The sequence below is a fragment of the Pseudomonas sp. P7758 genome (genome assembly GCF_013386485.1).
In the GTDB taxonomy this organism is placed as follows: Bacteria; Pseudomonadota; Gammaproteobacteria; order Pseudomonadales; family Pseudomonadaceae; genus Aquipseudomonas.
This window is the reverse complement of record NZ_JACARS010000078.1, coordinates 1-15,166: the sequence shown is the minus strand read 5'-3', so window position 1 is coordinate 15,166 and position 15,166 is coordinate 1. Positions and strand designations below refer to the sequence as shown.

The window sequence follows — 15,166 nt, the reverse complement described above, 5'->3', positions numbered from 1 at the left end:
GTACTTCACCGCAGAGTGATGCGGGGGACGCAAGCCGTCCAATATTCAATAGGTGTTGCTTCATACCCCGAAGGTATCGTGGGTTCACTTTCGCTGCAAAACCGACTCACCGGCCTGGGGCGGCAGCCGCAGGTTATCCAGCAGCGCCACGCCGGCGATCACCGCCACTAGAAGAAACGTCAGCTGGAAATCGGCGGTGGCGGCCTGCCCGGTATTGCCGTGAAAATTCATGGCAAAACGTAACAACAGCGCGCCAATCGCCACGCCCATGGCCATGCTCAGCTGGAAGAACATGCTGAACAAGGTTGAGGCGTCGCTCATCTGCGCCTTGGGTATATCAGCGAACCCCAGGGTATTGAACAAGGTGAACTGCATGGAGCGTGACAGGCCACCCACGAACAGAATGAACAGGATCAGCGTCCAGCTCATGCGCTCGTCCAGCAGCGCACAGGCCGCAATCGCGAGCACGCCAAGGATGCCGTTGATCATCAGCACCGAGCGAAAGCCCCAGCGCTGCATCACCGCCGTGGTGAACGGCTTCATCGCCAGGTTGCCGGCAAATACCGCGAGCACCAGCAACCCCGCATCGAATGCAGAAAGGCCGAACGCCAGTTGAAACATCAGCGGCAGCAGGAACGGCAAGGTGCTGATGGCCACCCGGAAAATCGACCCGCCGCACAGGCACACACTGAACGTGCGCACACTCACCACACCCAGCGCCAGCAATGGTTGGGCATGCCGGCGCATATGGCGCCAGGCAAAGGCGCCGAGCATTACGCCTGCAGCGCTGAGTAACAGGCCCTGCAACAAGCTGCCACGGCTTTGCCCGAGCAGTTCCACGCCGTACAACAGCGCCGCGCTGGCGACACCCACCAGCAGGAAGCCGCTGAAATCGAATGAGCGGGACGTCACCTCGTCGTGTTTGGGGATCAGTACCAGCGTGGCAATCAGCGCCAGCAGGCCCAGCGGCAGGTTGAGGTAGAAAATCCACGGCCAGGACGCGTGGGTAACGATAAACCCGCCCACCGGCGGCCCGAGTATCGGCGCCACCAGGCCGGGCCAGGTGATGAATGAAATCGCCCGCACCAGGTCTTTTTTCTCGGTAGCCCGCAGCACCGCCAGGCGCCCCACCGGCACCATCATCGCGCCGCTGATGCCCTGCAACACGCGCGCGGCGACGAAGGTCTGCAGGCTGTCGCTCCACCCGCACAGCAGTGACGACAGGCTGAACAGCACGATTGCCCAACCGAATACCCGCCGCGAGCCAAAGCGGTCGGCCAGCCAGCCGCTGATGGGAATGAACACCGCGACGGCGAGCATGTAGGCGCTCATACCGATGTTCACGTCCACCGCGCCCACGCCGAAGGTTTTGGCGATGTCCGGCAACGCGGTCGCGATCACGGTGGCATCGAGGTTCTCCATGAAGAAGGTGACGGCGACCAACAAGGCAATCAGGGTTGAGCGGCGTTGGGAGGTCGACGTCATTGCTGTTCACTCATGGTTTCGAATCGGCACTTTATCAATAAGTGCGTCCTTTATGGTCCGCGAAATGCCTGCCTCACAACGTGGCGCCCGGTAACGAATTGCCCCGAATTGGGGTGCGCGCTTGCAAAAAACGGCTGTCTCACGCGTCAAAACCCATCAAAAGCCTGAAAAAGTCATTAGTTGGCACGATAACCGCTTACTAGCTAATACAGGATTGTTGAACAATCCAAATCTCCCTGCATCCAGCAACCGAGGCGACGAACATGCAAAAAGGTCTGACGGGCAAGAACACCCTGCGCACATTGGCGCTAGCGATCACCCTAGCGTGCGTGACGCCGCTGCTGTCGGCTGCCGAAATCAAGGGCACCCTGAAACCGGGCGAGCTGTCCATCGGCTCCGACCTCACCTACCCGCCTTACACCTACCTTGAGCAAAAGACCCCGGCGGGTTTCGACCCGGAGTTCATGCAACTGATGGGCAAGCAACTGGGGCTCAAACCACGTTTTCTCGACACCCGTTTCGCCAACCTGATCCTCGGCGTCAACGCCCGGCGTTTCGACGTGGTGGCCTCGGCGCTATACGTCACCCCCGAGCGCGCCAAACAGGTGGATTTCCTCAGCTACCTGAAGACCGGTTCTTCGCTGATGGTGCTCAGCACCGGCGACTTCAAGCCCCAGCGCCCGGAAGACCTGTGCGGCAAGCGCGTCGGGTCGATCAAGGGCGCGTCGTGGGTGCCAAAGCTGAACAAGGTTTCGGCGGACTACTGCCTCCCTGCGGGCAAGCCGGCGATCGAGTCGCGTGAGTTCCCGACGTCTCCGGAAGCCGCCCAGGCCCTGCTCGCCCAGGCGGTAGACGTGCAGATGGAAGACGCGGCGGTCGCCAAGATCACCGTGGAAAAACTGCAAGGCAAAACCGTGATCAGCTCCAGCGAGTTGATCTACCCGGTGGTGGTCGGCCTGGCCGTGCGCAAGGAAAACCCTGCACTGCTCCAGGCGCTGACCGGCGCCCTGAGCCAGATCAAGCAGGACGGCAGCTACGGCAAGCTGCTGGCGCGCTACAACCTGGCCGAACCGAACGCCGCCGAGATCAGTGCGGCACTGGGTAACTGAAACGCGGAGCACCTTTATGCAATTCGATTGGCACTACACCCTGGGTTTGTTATGGAACGGCGACTTCTGGCGAGCCGTCGGCACCGTGGTCGAACTGAGCCTGGAAACCTGGCTGCTGGGCATTGTGCTGGGGTTTTTCCTGGCCCTGGCGCGGCAGTCGGAGCGCCGCTGGCTGCGGGACTCCGCCGGCGTCTACATCTGGTTCTTCCGCAGCCTGCCGTTGCTGGTGCTGTTGATCTTCGTCTACAACCTGCCGCAGGTGTTTCCGTCCACCAGCGTGGTGTTGTCCAACCCCTACTCCGCGGGCCTGATCGCCCTGGTGCTGAGTGAGGCGGCCTACATCGCCGAGATCCATCGGGGCGGCCTGCTGGCGGTGGTCAAGGGGCAGCGCGAAGCCGGCAAGGCGCTGGGCGTTGGTTATCGCGGCGTGCAGCGGTTGATTGTGGTGCCGCAGGCGCTGCGGGTTGCGTTGCCCACACTGGCCAACGAATACATCACCATCGTCAAGCTCACCTCGCTGGTGTCGGTGATTTCGCTTTCGGAAATTCTGCTGGTGGGCCAACAACTCTACACCCAGAACTTCCTGGTGATGGAGACCATGCTAGCCGTGGCGTTCTATTACGTGTTCATCGTGACGGTGTTCAGTTGGTTGTTGCGGGTGCTGGAGAACCACCTGGACGTGACCCGGCGCAAACCCAAGGCCATCGCCCCCGCCGTGCTCGACCAAGTGGCGACGCGTCGTGCCCCCGGCCAGGCCGAGCCCGGTGAGTTTGCCTTGCAGGCTCGCGGGGTGCGCAAGGCCTATGGCGAGCTGGAAGTGCTCAAGGGCGTCGAACTGAATGTGCGCTGGGGCGAGGTGGTGTCGATCATCGGCCCGTCAGGCTCGGGAAAGACTACGCTGATTCGTACCATGAACGGCCTCGAAAGCCTCGACCGTGGCGAAATCACCCTGCAAGGCCAGCCGTTCCTGCGTGGCAGCCAGGAGCCGCAAGGCGCGCTGGGGCACAAGGTGCATATGCGCGGCATCGTGCATGTCGGCATGGTGTTCCAGGGGTTCAACCTGTTCCCGCATAAAACCGCCCTTGAGAACGTGATGCTCGCGCCGGTCTACCATGCCCATGGTAGCGGCGAAGAACTGCGCCTGTTGAGCCTGGCCCTGTTGCGCAAGGTCGGCATGCTGGAGCACGCCGGCAAATACCCGCACCAGCTATCCGGCGGCCAACAGCAACGGGTGGCGATTGCCCGCGCCCTGGCGATGCGGCCTTCGGTGATGCTGTTCGATGAACCCACCTCAGCCCTCGACCCGGAACTGGTGGGCGACGTACTGGCGGTAATCGAGGAATTGGCTCGCGAGGGCATGACCATGGTCATCGTCACCCATGAAATGAACTTCGCGTTCAAGCTTTCCGATCGTGTGGTGTTCATGGAAGGCGGCGAGATTATCCAGGACGCCGCACCGCGTGACATGCTCGAGCAACGCAGCGAACGCATGACCAAGTTCCTCAAAGACGTCCAACTGGCGTGAGCCCAAGGAGCCCCGACGTGAGCCAAGCCAAGGAACCCAGCCTGTCGCTGGCCGACCAGGTTGCCATCGAACTGCGCGAAGACATCATCGGCGGCCGCCTGCTGCCCGGCATGCCGCTGGTGGAAAGCGAACTGGTGAACGCCTACAACGCCTCGCGCAACACGGTGCGTGAAGCCTTGCACCACCTGGGCCGCGAAGGCCTGACCAGCTACGTGCGCAACAAAGGCGTGATCGTGCGCCGCCTGGGGGTGGAGGAAGTGCGTGACATCTTCAAGGTGCGACGCACGCTGGAGCTGCAGGCCATCGCCGCCAGCAAGCCGCTGCGCGAATACCAGTCCGACCTGATGCTGGAGTCCATCGAGGCTGCGCAACTGGCCCAGGACCGCGAGAACTGGCAAGCCTTCGGCACCCACAGCCTGCGCTTTCATCAACACATTGTCGGGCTGATGCGCAGCCCGTTGCTGGACGAGTTTTTTACCCATATTGCAGCCCAGGTGCGCCTGGTGTTTTCCAACGCGCCCAGCGAGGAAACCTTCCAGAAGCCCTGGCTGGAGCGCGACCGGCAGATTCACGACTTGCTGGTTGACGGCCACAAGCAAGCCGCCGGCGAAGCCCTGGCCAGCTACCTCAATGACTCCGAATCGTTGCTGCTGGACATCCTGAGCAGCATTCCAAAACCCTGAAGCGAGGACCCACCATGTACAAGGACTACCCAGCGGCCTACCAAGTCAGCAAAGGCGCTGCCTTGCAGGTCGACAAAGCTTTCTATGACCGCGTGCGCAAGTCCCGGGACGGGCGCACCCTGATCGAGCAATTCGAAGTGCCGATCCGCACCGGCCGCGCCTGGAAAGTACCGGCCGGCCATGTGTTCCGTGTGACCACGCCGGTGGGCCCGCAGGTCGGCGACTTCAACGTGTGGAATGCCAATGACCCCCGCGAACGCATGTGGGCATCGCGTACTCGCCAGTTGCAAGGCGCTCACGTCACTACATACGACCGCCTGTGGTCGAACCTGCCGTTTTTGCGGCCGATGGTCACCATCACCGACGACAGCCTGGCCGACTATGGCATCGACGAACACGGCGGGCGCCTGCACGATTTGCTCGGCACGCGCTGCGATCCCTACGTGAACAAGATGCTCACCGGCGAAGACTTCCACCACCACTGCCACTCCAACCTGACCCGCGCCGTGCTGCCCCATGGCCTGACCGAGTTCGACGTGCATGACGTGCTGAACATTTTCCAGTGCACCGGCCTCAATCACGACGACATGTACTTCATGAAAGCCTGCCCGGCCAAGGAGGGCGACTATCTGGAGTTCTTCGCCGAAATCGACCTGCTGTGTGCCCTCTCCACCTGCCCCGGTGGCGACCTGTCGCTGCCGATGTGGGGCCCGGATGCGGAAGACCCGTTGAAGGTCTGCCGTCCGCTGGGGGTGGAAATCTACCGCCTCGACGACGCGCTGCTGGAGGGCTGGAAACAACCCGAACGCGCCGCCTATAACGGCAACCATGGCCTGTTGATTCCCAAGGCTGACTGGGAAAAGTAGCGGCCGGATTGAACCCTGGGGCGCCGTGCCTCAGGTGTTCTGGGCGATCCTGCGGCTGATAAAACTGAAAGCCAGCACGACAAAAATCAGCACGCCGGTGGCCACCTGCTGCCAGTAGAAGTTCCAGCCGATCAACAGCAAGCCATTGGCGATGACGTTGATGAACAGCACCCCCAGCAATGTGCCCGGAATATTCGCCCGGCCCTGGCGGTTCAATGTGGTGCCGATAAACACCGCACCAATCGCATTCAGCAGGAAGGCGTTGCCCGACAGCGGCACATAGGCACTCACCGTCGAACTGAGCAGGACCCCCGCCACCGCGCACGCCAGCGCCGCCGCCAGCACCGTGGTGGTGACGATGCGCCGCACCGACAAGCCCGAGTAATAAGCCAGCAGCGGCTGGGTACCCTGGGCCAGCAGTTCGCGCCCCAGGCGTCCACGGGCCAGCAACAGGCCGTAGACCACGGCCAATACCAGCACGATCAACAGCGGCAAGGGCACGCCCAACGGGCTGAAGCTCGCCAGTTCCGGCTTGAAACCCTGGGCGATATAAATTGGCTGGCCGCCGTCCGAGAGCAGTTGCTGGGCACTGGTGCCGATAAACAAGGTGCCGAGGGTGGCCAGGAACGGGCTGATCCGCAGCCCCGCGATCAAGCCGGCATTGAACAGTCCTACCAGCAGCCCGGCGGCCAACGCACCGGCAATCGCCACACCCAGCCCGTGCCCGGCGTTAAGCAACACCACGAAGCTGAAGCTGGCGAAATCCAGCGCGGTGCCTACCGACAGATCGATGCCACCGGCCGCCACCGCATAGGTCATGCCGATCGCAACAATCGCCAGCAGCACGAAGTTATTCAGCACCAGGCTTTTCAGGTTGCCGCCACTGAGAAACCCCGGGGCCTGCCAGGCAAACACCACCACGATGGCCACGAACACCAGCGGCAACGTCAGGGGCAACAGCGAACGCCAGCCGCCATGGGCTTGCAGGATGGATACCTGACTCATGAATGTTCTCCCCGGTTCAATGCGCTGGAAGCGGCGACCACCAGCAGAATCAGCACGCCCTGGACACCGTTGACCCAGAAGCTCGATACGTTGAGCAACTGAAACCCGTTGATCAAAAAGCCGATCAACAGCGTCGCGAGCAAGGTGCCGGGGATGCTTGCCACCAGTCGCCGGGAAAACACCACGCCAAGAAAGGCTATGGCGACCACCGACAACAGCATGTCACCGGAGCCGGTGGTGCTGCCGCTGAAAAATGCCGCTGAACACAACGCCGCCACCGCGGCACACAGCCCAGACAGCAAATAACTGGAGAGTACGTAAGCCGGCACTCGAATCCCGGCGGCCTCGGCAGCGTGCGGGTACTCGCCGACGGCATGCAGGCGCAGCCCATAGGCGGTGTGCTGGATCAGCAGCGTCAACACAAAGGCCGTCACCAGCAACACCCAGGCGAGTGCCGGCACGCCCAGCCAGGTCCCGCCACTGAGCAGGTCGAGCAACGGTGAGTCAGTCGAGACCACGGTGTTTTCGGTGAGGACCAGCTCCAGCCCGGCCAGTACATTCATGCTTGCCAGCGTTGCGAGCAACGGTGGCAAGCGCAGCACCACCACGGCCAGGCCATTGAGCAGGCCCACCGCCAGGCCGCAACCCAAGGTCAGCAGCAGGCTTGCCCACAGGTCGAGGCCTGCGTTGTTGAGTCGACTGAACACGGCCGCGCACAAGCCCAAATTGGCCGCCAGCGACAGATCAAGCCCGCCCGCCACCACGTTGGAGCCGCCGCCGATAATCACGCAGGTCAGGCCGAAGGCAAGTACGCCGAGGATCGCCGACTGGCTGAACACATTCGCGATATTGCCGACTGAAAAGAAGTTCGGCGCGGCGACGGCAAAGCCCAGCAAAATCGCGAGGAATACGCCCACCGAGCCGCGCCGCAACAGCAGTACCCATAACCGTTGGGACAAGCCAGGAGTAGCAGCTTCAAGCAGGGACATGCGCCACCTCCTGTTTCACCTGCACAGCCACTGTGGGCTGCACCGCACCCGTGGCACACGCCAACAGTTGATCACTGTCCGCCTCACCGGCATGGAACTCCCCGGCTATTTCGCCTCGATGCAGCACCAGGATGCGGTCGCAGATCCCCAACAGCTCGGGCAAATCCGAAGACAGCACCAGCACCGCTGCGCCCTCTTCCACCAGCCGCCCGATCACGCGATAAATCTCGACCTTGGCGCCGACGTCCACACCTACGCACGGTTCGTCCAACAGGTACACCGCCGAGCGCCGGCTCAGCCATTTGCCCAGGGCGACTTTCTGCTGGTTGCCGCCGCTGAGCTGGCTGACGGCAGCCTGCGGGCCCGGCGTCTTGATCGCCAACTCGTCGATCAGCCGCAGGCTTTCGGCCTGCTCCTTACGCTGGCTCAGTAACCCCCAGCGACTGAAACGCCCAAGCCCGGCGAGCGTGAGGTTTTCCAGCACCGACAGCAGCGGTGAAATCCCCTGGCTGCGGCGTTCTTCCGGCACCAGTGCAATCCCTTGGGCAATGGCTTCTCCGGGTGAACGCAGGCGCAACAAACGCCCCTCCAGATGAATGCTGCCGCTGTCGGCGCGCACCACACCGAACAGGGCCTTGAGCAGGTCCTTGGCGCCCGACCCGACCAGCCCGGTGAGGCCGACGATCTCGCCCCGACGCAATTCCAGGTCGATCTGCCGGTAGCGCCGGGCCAGGCTCAGCCCGCGCACCTGCAGCAATGGTTCGCCGAGCTCGACCTGCGCCTTGGGGTACATCTCCTGGACCTCGCGGTTGACCATCAACCGCGCAATCTGCGCGCTGGAGGTGTGCCGTGGCTCTACCACGGCCACATCTCGACCATTGCGCAACACCGTCACTTCATCGCACAGGCTGTCGATTTCCTGCAGGTAATGGGAGATGTAGAGAATCGACAAACCCTGGTCCCGCAGGCGCTTGACGATCCGCAGCAGCTGGTCGACTTCGCGCTTGACCAGCGCCACGCTGGGCTCGTCGAACACCAGGATCTTCGGCTTGCGAGTCAACGCCCGGGTGATTTGCAGCACCTGGCGCTCGGCGCTGTTCAGCTCGCCTACCAACGCGTCGGCGGGCAGTTGCAGCTCAAAATATTCCGCCAGCAAACGTTCGGCCTCGCGCTGCTGCCGGCGCCGATCCACAAACGGACCCCGGCGTAATTCATGCCCGAAGAACAGCGCTTCACCCACGGTAAAACTCGCCGGCAACAGCCGCTCCTGATGGATGAACTGCACGCCCAGCGCGTCCACCTGGCGCGGCGACAGTGCGGCATACGGCTGGCCGTCAATGCTCACCTGCCCCGAGTCCGCTTTGTGGATCCCCGCCAGGACCTTGATCAAGGTCGACTTGCCGGCACCGTTCTCGCCCACCAGGCCGTGAATGGTGCCGCGCTCGACCTTCAGGCTCGCATCCTCCAGCGCCAGGGTGGCGCCGAAGCGTTTGCGCAGGTGCTGCAAGTGCAACGCGGCCATCAATCACCCCGCAGTTGCTGGACCTGCGCCAGGTTGGCGGCGGTGGTCAGCAGCGTCGGCACATGGATTTCCTTGGGCAGGTCACGCTGCCCGGCCAGGTAGCGGGCCACGTTCTGCACAGCAGTCTTGCCGATCAGCGCCGGTTGCTGGGCGACTACCGCGCCCACCGGCGAATTGGCCTGGCCGAGCAGCTCCAGTACCTCCGGCGTACCGTCCACGCCGTAGGTCTTGATCTCGGTGCGCTTGGCGTCGATCAACGCCTTGCTTGCCCCCAGTTGCGGAATGTCCCACGCCGCCCAGATCGCCGAGACACTGCCGGCCGGGTACTTGTTGAGCAACGCGGACACCTGGGAATAGGCATCCTGCACGGTGTTGGGGATCACATCCCGCAGCTGCGGCTCGATGATTTCCAGTTGCGGGTGATCCTTGAGCGCCAGCTTCAACTGGTCGTAGCGAATCGCGCACACCGGCACGCCGTAGAAGCCGTTGAACACCAGGATCTTGCCCTTGCCGCCAGCATCCTTGATCAGTTGGTCGGCCAGGGCCTTGCCGGTGGCGACATTATCCGAGGTGGTGTTGTTGAGGCTGTACTGCGAAGGTGCGTCGATGGTGAACAGCGGGATGCCGGCCTTGCTGATGCGCTTGAGCCACGGGTCGATCACGCTCAGGGTGCCGAGGGTCTGGATCACCGCATCGGGTTTCTGGGTGACTACGGTTTGCAGTTGGGTCACCAGGTTCTTGTCATTGCGCCCTGCATCCAGGGTGATCGGCGTGCCGCCGAGGCGCTTGATCTCATCGACCTGGGCCTGGAAAGCCTTGATATCGAAGTAGTGACTGGTGCCGGTCATGCTCACGGCAATGCGCTTGCCGGCCAGGGACGGCACCGCGTCATCGCCCTCGGCGGCCTGGGACACGGCGGCGTGGCCCAGCAACAACGCTGCGCCGAGCAAGATGTAACGTGAACGCGAGAAAAAGGTGCAAGGCATACAGGGCTCCGCTGAGCAACGGGTGAAAGGGTTCACCTGTGTGCATTGCAGAGCCCATGCCATAAATTATTTCGAATAAAATCAAGCAGATGAAAACATTGGATGACGTTGCGCTGTCCCGCCCAAACCACAACTGTCCGACTGCTGTTGCCCAGCCAACAGTTGGCCGGGAAATCCGGCCAGCCACCTCAGGCCGCCGGGTAAGCAAAGATCAGCTCGACCCTGATCCCGTTGGGGTCTTCGACAAACAATTGGTGCTCGAACAGCTCCGGCACCACCCGCTCGGTAAAAGGCAGCCCTAGCGTGTGCAGGCGTTGCCGGTGAGTTTCAAGGTCATTGCAGCGCAATGCAATGTGATCGAGCGCACTTGAGCCGTCGCCGGCAGCACGCACCCCAAGATACGTTTCAAGCTGCGCGGCGCTGCCCTGCAGGCTGGCGATATGCAGCAGCGGGCGACCTGCTGAATAAAGCCAACTGCCCGGAAAAGGAAACGCCGGGCGCCAGCCCTCCTCCAGGCCGAGGGCGTCACGATAGAAACTCACCGTCGCGTCGACATGCTCCGTGCGGAGCGTGAAGTGATCAAGGTAGTGAACGGTCATGTGCAGAGCCCTCCCGTCAGAGCGCACCCAACTGCTTCATCAGCGTCAGGTTGTCTTCGATGTGCCAGTTGGCGACGATCTTGCCCTTGCCGATCTGGTAAATGTCGGTGGCAATAAAGTCTACGACCTGCCCAGTGCCCTTGATCTGACCAAAGGAACCGGTGAAGTGCCCGCGAAAATGCAAATGTGCCACCACGCGGTCGCCGGCAATGATCATTTGCTCTACTTCACAGCTCAGGTCCGGCACCGCGCCGCGAAACGCACGGGAGGCCAGCAGCGGTCCCTCCGGCCCTTGTTTGCGCCCGGCGGGCGGTGTTTTATCGATGAAGTTGAGCGCCAGCGCTTCACGGGCCAGGCTCTCGTCACCGGTATTCCAGAAAGTGTCGTAACGCCGGGCGACAGTTTCCATGATCTTCAGTTGCGCGGCGGTCAGGCTCTTGTCCACCACCAGGACACCCGGCGTCACCAGTTCGGTGGTGGCAAACGCCACGCCGGAGAGGGTCAGGGCCAGGAATCCGGCGGCGATAAGGGGAATGGAACGTTGCATACGGGCACATCCTTTAAAGGCGAAGAGAACGAACTCAGATGGTTTCGCTTTCCCTGAGGCTGAGGGGGCTTTTCAAGGTGTATTGAGCGATGGCGTCCTTGCGCATGAACGCCACGCCGGGATGGCTGTTGGCGTACCGCAGAAACTCGTCCCAGACCCTGACCATTTGCGGCGTACCGCTGATGCGATCGTGGGCACTGATCGCCATCATGCGGCGTCGGCTTCCGGCTTCCAGGTAGAGCTGGTCGAACTCCAGCTTGACCTGTTGAAGGAATTTCGAGGGCGAGTAATTGCGCCCCTCAATCAACACGATGTCGTTGTTGCGCAGGGTATAAGGGACCACGACAAAGTCCTTGCCATTGACCTGCTCGATAAACGGCTCATCGCGACTCACATCATCAATGTGATAGACGTAGCCCAGCTCCTGCAACAACGACAAGGTATTGGGCCCGCGCCGCAGCCAGTTGCAGTTGTAGCCGGTGACCGGCTGACCGGTGACGTCCTGCAACATGCTCGCGGCCTGGCGCAGGAAAGTGCGCTCTTCATCCCGGCTCATGGCAAATTGCGAGCTCCAGTGCGGGCCATGCCCCGAGGCTTCGTGCCCACGGGCGACGATCTCCCGGGCCAGCGCTGGGTTGCGCTTTACGGCGTCGCCGATCATGTGGCAGGTGACTTTCACCCCATGCCGGTCCCAGAGATCAAGCATCCGCGGAATACCTTCACGGTAGCCATAGGCAAACCAGGTATTGGTGGCCACATCCTCCGGAACACTGTCGGGAAAATCCACGTGGGGAAACGGACTGTCAGTGCCCTTGAGCGGTTGGCCGCCTGCCTCGAATTGCATGGAAATGGACACCACCAGCCGGGTGTCCCCTGGCCAGAAACGCCCGATTGCCTTGCCGGCAGTCGCCGCGGGGGCAGCGTTGCCCGGCCCTGTCACCGCAGCTTTGGCAGCGGCCGGGCCGAGCAGCGATCCTGCGGCCAGAACAGCAGCACCTGCGCCGGCCTGGGCGAGGAAAGTACGACGATGCGGGTTATCGGTTTTGTCCATGTTGGTTCACCTCATACTGAATTCAGGGGATCAGGCAATCGCTGCAGGCCGGGTGGCTTTACCCGCGCCTTCCTGGGAAACAATGAACAGCACACCGAGCAATGGAATCGCCGCAGCCGCAAACGGAATCGCCGCCGCGCCCCAGTGGCTGTCCACCACGATGCCGCCGATGATGCCGCCCAGGGCGTTGGCCAGGTTGAAGGCCGAGATATTCGCCGTGGCAGCCAGCTCCGGGGCCTTGCCGCCGTGCTTCATCACGCGCATTTGCATGGATGGCACGTTGGCGAACGAGGCGATACCGAAGAGGAACGCGGTCACCAGGAACGGCCACTTGTAGGGCGCCACAAGGCCTGCGGCGATCAGTGTCACGATCATCGCCGCCGGCCAGAACATCAGCGAAAAGCGCAAGTTGGCGTCTGCGGTACGCGCCCCGAGACTGTTGCCGACTACCAGGCCAATGCCGACCACGACCAGCACAGCGGTCAGCATCGTCGAATCAAACCCGGCCACCTGTTCGGCGATCGGCGCGATATAGCCATAAAAGGCCATGAACCCGGCCCAGCCGAGCACCGTGAACATCAGACTGGCCAGCAGGTTGCGGTTACGGAACACCGCCAACTGGTTGATCAACGACACTGACTGCTCGGTGCCCTGGCGCTTGATCGACACAATGATTGCCAGCAACGCGAGCACGCCCAACGCGGCGACTATCAGGAATGCGGTGCTCCAGCCATATTGATTGCCAATCCACGAGCCGGCGGGAACGCCCAGCACGTTGGCCAACGTCAGCCCGGCAAACATCTGGCCGACGGCGCGGCCTTCCATGCCGCTGGCCACCAGGCGCGTCGCGACCACCGCGCCGATCCCGTAGAACGGCCCCTGGGTCAGCCCGGCAATCGCCCGGCTGACCAGCAACACGCTGTAGTCGCTGCTGAGGGCAGTCATTACGTTGGCGCCGACGAACACCGCCATCAACAACCACAGCACCGTGCGTTTTTCGTAGCGCGAGAGCCAGATGGTCAGCACCGGGCCTCCGACCACGATGGCCAGCGCGTAGGCGGTAATCAGGCTGCCAGCCTGCCCTTCGCTGATGTTCAAGCTGTGGGAGACCTGGGTCAGTAATCCGGCAATCACGAACTCGGCGGTGCCGATGGCGAAAGCCGCCAGGGTCAGCACCCAGACCTGGATGGGCATTTTCGAAGAATTGGATGACATGTCAGTCACTCCGATGGTTAACGATGGATGCAAAACTAGTTCTTTTGGCTTAACTTGATAATTGAGTCGAAATCAAAAACCACTTTCGGAAATACCGAACAATGCTGCTGAAGAACCTTGAGTTGTTTTTGCTGATTGTGGAAAAAGGCGGGTTGTCGGCAGCGGGTAGAGAGCTGGGACTGTCACCCGCCTCTGTCTCGGAAAGGCTCGCGCAGTTGGAGGGTTTCTATGGCGCCAGCCTGCTCAACCGCACCACCCGGGCGATCAACCTGACGGACGAAGGCCGCTTGCTGGTGGAAGGCGCCCGCCGCTTGCTGGCAGAGGCCAACGAGCTGCACAGCAGCATTCGCCATGGCACCCACACCCTGTCCGGGCCGATTCGCCTCAGCGCCCCGGAAGACCTCGGGCGCCAATACATCGAACCGATCCTCGCCGCATTCATGCTGGAGCATCCCGAGATCAGCATTGACCTGAACCTGAGCGACGGCTACGCCGATCCGGTGAGCCAGGGCATCGATTTCGCGGTGCGCTACGGCGAGCTGGCGGACAGCACCCTGCATGCCAGGCCGATTGGCGAAAACCGTCGCGTGCTGTGTGCGTCACCCCACTACCTGGCGCTCAATGGTACGCCCCGACACCCCGAGGATCTGGCGCGCCACGAGTGCCTGGTGATGCGCTTCGGCATCAATATTTCGCGGGAATGGACCTTCAAGCGGCACGGGCACGCCCATCGGGTGCTGGTCCAGGGCCGGCGGGTGGCGAACGACGGTGCGCTGGTACGCCAGTGGTGCCTGGCGGGCCATGGCATTTGCCTGAAATCGGTGTGGGACGTGCGCGCCGACCTTGAGGCCGGGCGATTGGTCGAGCTGCTGGCTGACTATGATTTGGGTAGTACCGCGCTGAACATCATCTATCCGCCGACACGGGTTCAACCGCGCCGTGTCAGGGTGTTGATCGAGCGGATAGTGGATGAGCTGTCGCTGCACGATCATTCAATATCCGGCCAGCCGTTAGGCCTAACTTAAGGCTCCAATGTCCTGAAACCCTGGAACCTAAAATGCCCGCCTCCCACGCTTCGACGAATTACGCCTCGATCAACTTCGCCCAGAAATACGCCCTGTTCAGCGAGCAATGGGCGCCCAAGGTCGTCGCGCAGATGAACGACTACCAGTTCAAGGTGGTGAAGATCGAAGGTGACTTCATCTGGCACGACCATGCCGACACCGATGAAACCTTTATCGTCCTCGAAGGCACCCTGCGCATCGACTTTCGCGACGGCGCGGTGATCATCAGCCAAGGGGAAATGTACGTGGTGCCCAAGGGCGTCGAGCACAAGCCGTACGCATTGGGTGAGGTGAAGTTGCTGTTGATCGAACCCTGCGGCGTGCTGAACACCGGCAGCGAGGGTGGCGAGCGCACGGCAATCAACGACGTGTGGATTTAGCACCTTCCGGCGTTGCCTGTTTGGGCTAGTCTTTACCTCACAGTTACTCCAGACCAGGAGCACGCGTGATGAACAGGCAGCTCAGGAAAACCTCAGCCCTCGTGATTGCCCTGATGGCGTTGATGGGCAACGTCTACGCT

The 15,166-nt window shown here is 62.1% G+C and carries 15 protein-coding genes; 6 read left to right on the top strand and 9 right to left on the bottom strand.

All coding sequences use genetic code 11. The features are described 5' to 3' along the window. Positions 1–84: 84 nt before the first annotated feature. On the bottom strand, positions 85–1,485 hold the full coding sequence (locus tag HX873_RS17560; protein ID WP_177051661.1) for a DHA2 family efflux MFS transporter permease subunit: 1,401 nt from the start codon (positions 1,483–1,485) through the stop codon (positions 85–87). 263 nt (positions 1,486–1,748) lie between these two features. Between HX873_RS17560 and HX873_RS17555 the strand changes: the two genes are divergently transcribed. The 4 genes from HX873_RS17555 to HX873_RS17540 are packed head-to-tail and all read left to right on the top strand — an operon-like array spanning position 1,749 to position 5,668. Further along, positions 1,749–2,594, top strand: a complete 846-nt coding sequence (locus HX873_RS17555; protein WP_008433837.1) for an ABC transporter substrate-binding protein — start codon at positions 1,749–1,751, stop codon at positions 2,592–2,594. Positions 2,595–2,610: 16 nt separating this feature from the next. Next, the gene (locus HX873_RS17550; RefSeq protein WP_102369136.1) at positions 2,611–4,119 is read left to right on the top strand and encodes an amino acid ABC transporter permease/ATP-binding protein; all 1,509 of its coding nucleotides are present in this window, start codon (positions 2,611–2,613) and stop codon (positions 4,117–4,119) included. A 17-nt stretch (positions 4,120–4,136) separates the two neighbouring features. Further along, a complete protein-coding gene (locus HX873_RS17545; RefSeq protein WP_177122970.1) occupies positions 4,137–4,802 on the top strand; it encodes a GntR family transcriptional regulator in 666 nt (221 codons plus the stop codon). A gap of 14 nt (positions 4,803–4,816) precedes the next feature. Further along, positions 4,817–5,668, top strand: a complete 852-nt coding sequence (locus HX873_RS17540) for a DUF1989 domain-containing protein (protein WP_177122969.1) — start codon at positions 4,817–4,819, stop codon at positions 5,666–5,668. 30 nt (positions 5,669–5,698) lie between these two features. Here the strand turns inward: HX873_RS17540 and HX873_RS17535 are convergent, their stop codons facing one another. From HX873_RS17535 to HX873_RS17500, 8 genes are all read right to left on the bottom strand, one after another. Beyond that, a complete protein-coding gene (locus tag HX873_RS17535) occupies positions 5,699–6,673 on the bottom strand; it encodes an ABC transporter permease (RefSeq protein ID WP_177122968.1) in 975 nt (324 codons plus the stop codon). Then, positions 6,670–7,662 (bottom strand): ABC transporter permease, encoded by a 993-nt coding sequence (locus HX873_RS17530; protein ID WP_102369138.1) that lies wholly within the window; start codon positions 7,660–7,662, stop codon positions 6,670–6,672. Before HX873_RS17530 ends, HX873_RS17535 begins: the two co-directional genes overlap by 4 nt. Further along, complete coding sequence (locus tag HX873_RS17525) at positions 7,649–9,184, bottom strand: sugar ABC transporter ATP-binding protein (RefSeq protein ID WP_177122967.1); 1,536 nt, start codon at positions 9,182–9,184, stop codon at positions 7,649–7,651. The genes HX873_RS17530 and HX873_RS17525 overlap by 14 nt, the downstream gene beginning before the upstream one ends. Continuing rightward, positions 9,184–10,170 (bottom strand): sugar ABC transporter substrate-binding protein, encoded by a 987-nt coding sequence (locus HX873_RS17520; RefSeq protein WP_177122966.1) that lies wholly within the window; start codon positions 10,168–10,170, stop codon positions 9,184–9,186. Before HX873_RS17520 ends, HX873_RS17525 begins: the two co-directional genes overlap by 1 nt. Positions 10,171–10,358: 188 nt before the next feature. Further along, on the bottom strand, positions 10,359–10,769 hold the full coding sequence (locus tag HX873_RS17515; RefSeq protein WP_177021731.1) for a VOC family protein: 411 nt from the start codon (positions 10,767–10,769) through the stop codon (positions 10,359–10,361). A 16-nt stretch (positions 10,770–10,785) separates the two neighbouring features. After that, the gene (locus tag HX873_RS17510; protein WP_177021732.1) at positions 10,786–11,316 is read right to left on the bottom strand and encodes an ester cyclase; all 531 of its coding nucleotides are present in this window, start codon (positions 11,314–11,316) and stop codon (positions 10,786–10,788) included. A gap of 34 nt (positions 11,317–11,350) precedes the next feature. Further along, positions 11,351–12,367 carry a polysaccharide deacetylase family protein gene (locus HX873_RS17505; RefSeq protein WP_177021733.1) on the bottom strand — a complete coding sequence of 339 codons (1,017 nt, stop codon included), beginning with the start codon at positions 12,365–12,367 and terminating at the stop codon, positions 11,351–11,353. Positions 12,368–12,397: 30 nt separating this feature from the next. Next, positions 12,398–13,582, bottom strand: a complete 1,185-nt coding sequence (locus tag HX873_RS17500) for an MFS transporter (RefSeq protein WP_177009928.1) — start codon at positions 13,580–13,582, stop codon at positions 12,398–12,400. 101 nt (positions 13,583–13,683) lie between these two features. On the opposite strand from HX873_RS17500, the gene HX873_RS17495 reads away from it, so the two are divergent. Both HX873_RS17495 and HX873_RS17490 read left to right on the top strand, forming a co-directional pair. Beyond that, positions 13,684–14,607, top strand: coding sequence for a LysR family transcriptional regulator (locus HX873_RS17495; protein ID WP_177009927.1), 924 nt, complete (start codon positions 13,684–13,686; stop codon positions 14,605–14,607). A gap of 32 nt (positions 14,608–14,639) precedes the next feature. After that, complete coding sequence (locus HX873_RS17490; RefSeq protein ID WP_177020808.1) at positions 14,640–15,026, top strand: cupin domain-containing protein; 387 nt, start codon at positions 14,640–14,642, stop codon at positions 15,024–15,026. Positions 15,027–15,166 lie beyond the last annotated feature (140 nt).

Excerpts from the sequence above, each read along its gene's own strand:
- HX873_RS17550 (WP_102369136.1), top strand. The coding sequence starts at position 2,611 with ATGCAATTCGATTGGCACTACACCCTGGGTTTGTTATGGAACGGCGAC.
- HX873_RS17525 (WP_177122967.1), bottom strand. The coding sequence starts at position 9,184 with ATGGCCGCGTTGCACTTGCAGCACCTGCGCAAACGCTTCGGCGCCACC.
- HX873_RS17520 (WP_177122966.1), bottom strand. The coding sequence starts at position 10,170 with ATGCCTTGCACCTTTTTCTCGCGTTCACGTTACATCTTGCTCGGCGCA.
- HX873_RS17490 (WP_177020808.1), top strand. The coding sequence starts at position 14,640 with ATGCCCGCCTCCCACGCTTCGACGAATTACGCCTCGATCAACTTCGCC.
- HX873_RS17560 (WP_177051661.1), bottom strand. The coding sequence starts at position 1,485 with ATGACGTCGACCTCCCAACGCCGCTCAACCCTGATTGCCTTGTTGGTC.
- HX873_RS17515 (WP_177021731.1), bottom strand. The coding sequence starts at position 10,769 with ATGACCGTTCACTACCTTGATCACTTCACGCTCCGCACGGAGCATGTC.
- HX873_RS17505 (WP_177021733.1), bottom strand. The coding sequence starts at position 12,367 with ATGGACAAAACCGATAACCCGCATCGTCGTACTTTCCTCGCCCAGGCC.
- HX873_RS17530 (WP_102369138.1), bottom strand. The coding sequence starts at position 7,662 with ATGTCCCTGCTTGAAGCTGCTACTCCTGGCTTGTCCCAACGGTTATGG.
- HX873_RS17540 (WP_177122969.1), top strand. The coding sequence starts at position 4,817 with ATGTACAAGGACTACCCAGCGGCCTACCAAGTCAGCAAAGGCGCTGCC.
- HX873_RS17510 (WP_177021732.1), bottom strand. The coding sequence starts at position 11,316 with ATGCAACGTTCCATTCCCCTTATCGCCGCCGGATTCCTGGCCCTGACC.
- HX873_RS17555 (WP_008433837.1), top strand. The coding sequence starts at position 1,749 with ATGCAAAAAGGTCTGACGGGCAAGAACACCCTGCGCACATTGGCGCTA.
- HX873_RS17535 (WP_177122968.1), bottom strand. The coding sequence starts at position 6,673 with ATGAGTCAGGTATCCATCCTGCAAGCCCATGGCGGCTGGCGTTCGCTG.
- HX873_RS17500 (WP_177009928.1), bottom strand. The coding sequence starts at position 13,582 with ATGTCATCCAATTCTTCGAAAATGCCCATCCAGGTCTGGGTGCTGACC.
- HX873_RS17495 (WP_177009927.1), top strand. The coding sequence starts at position 13,684 with ATGCTGCTGAAGAACCTTGAGTTGTTTTTGCTGATTGTGGAAAAAGGC.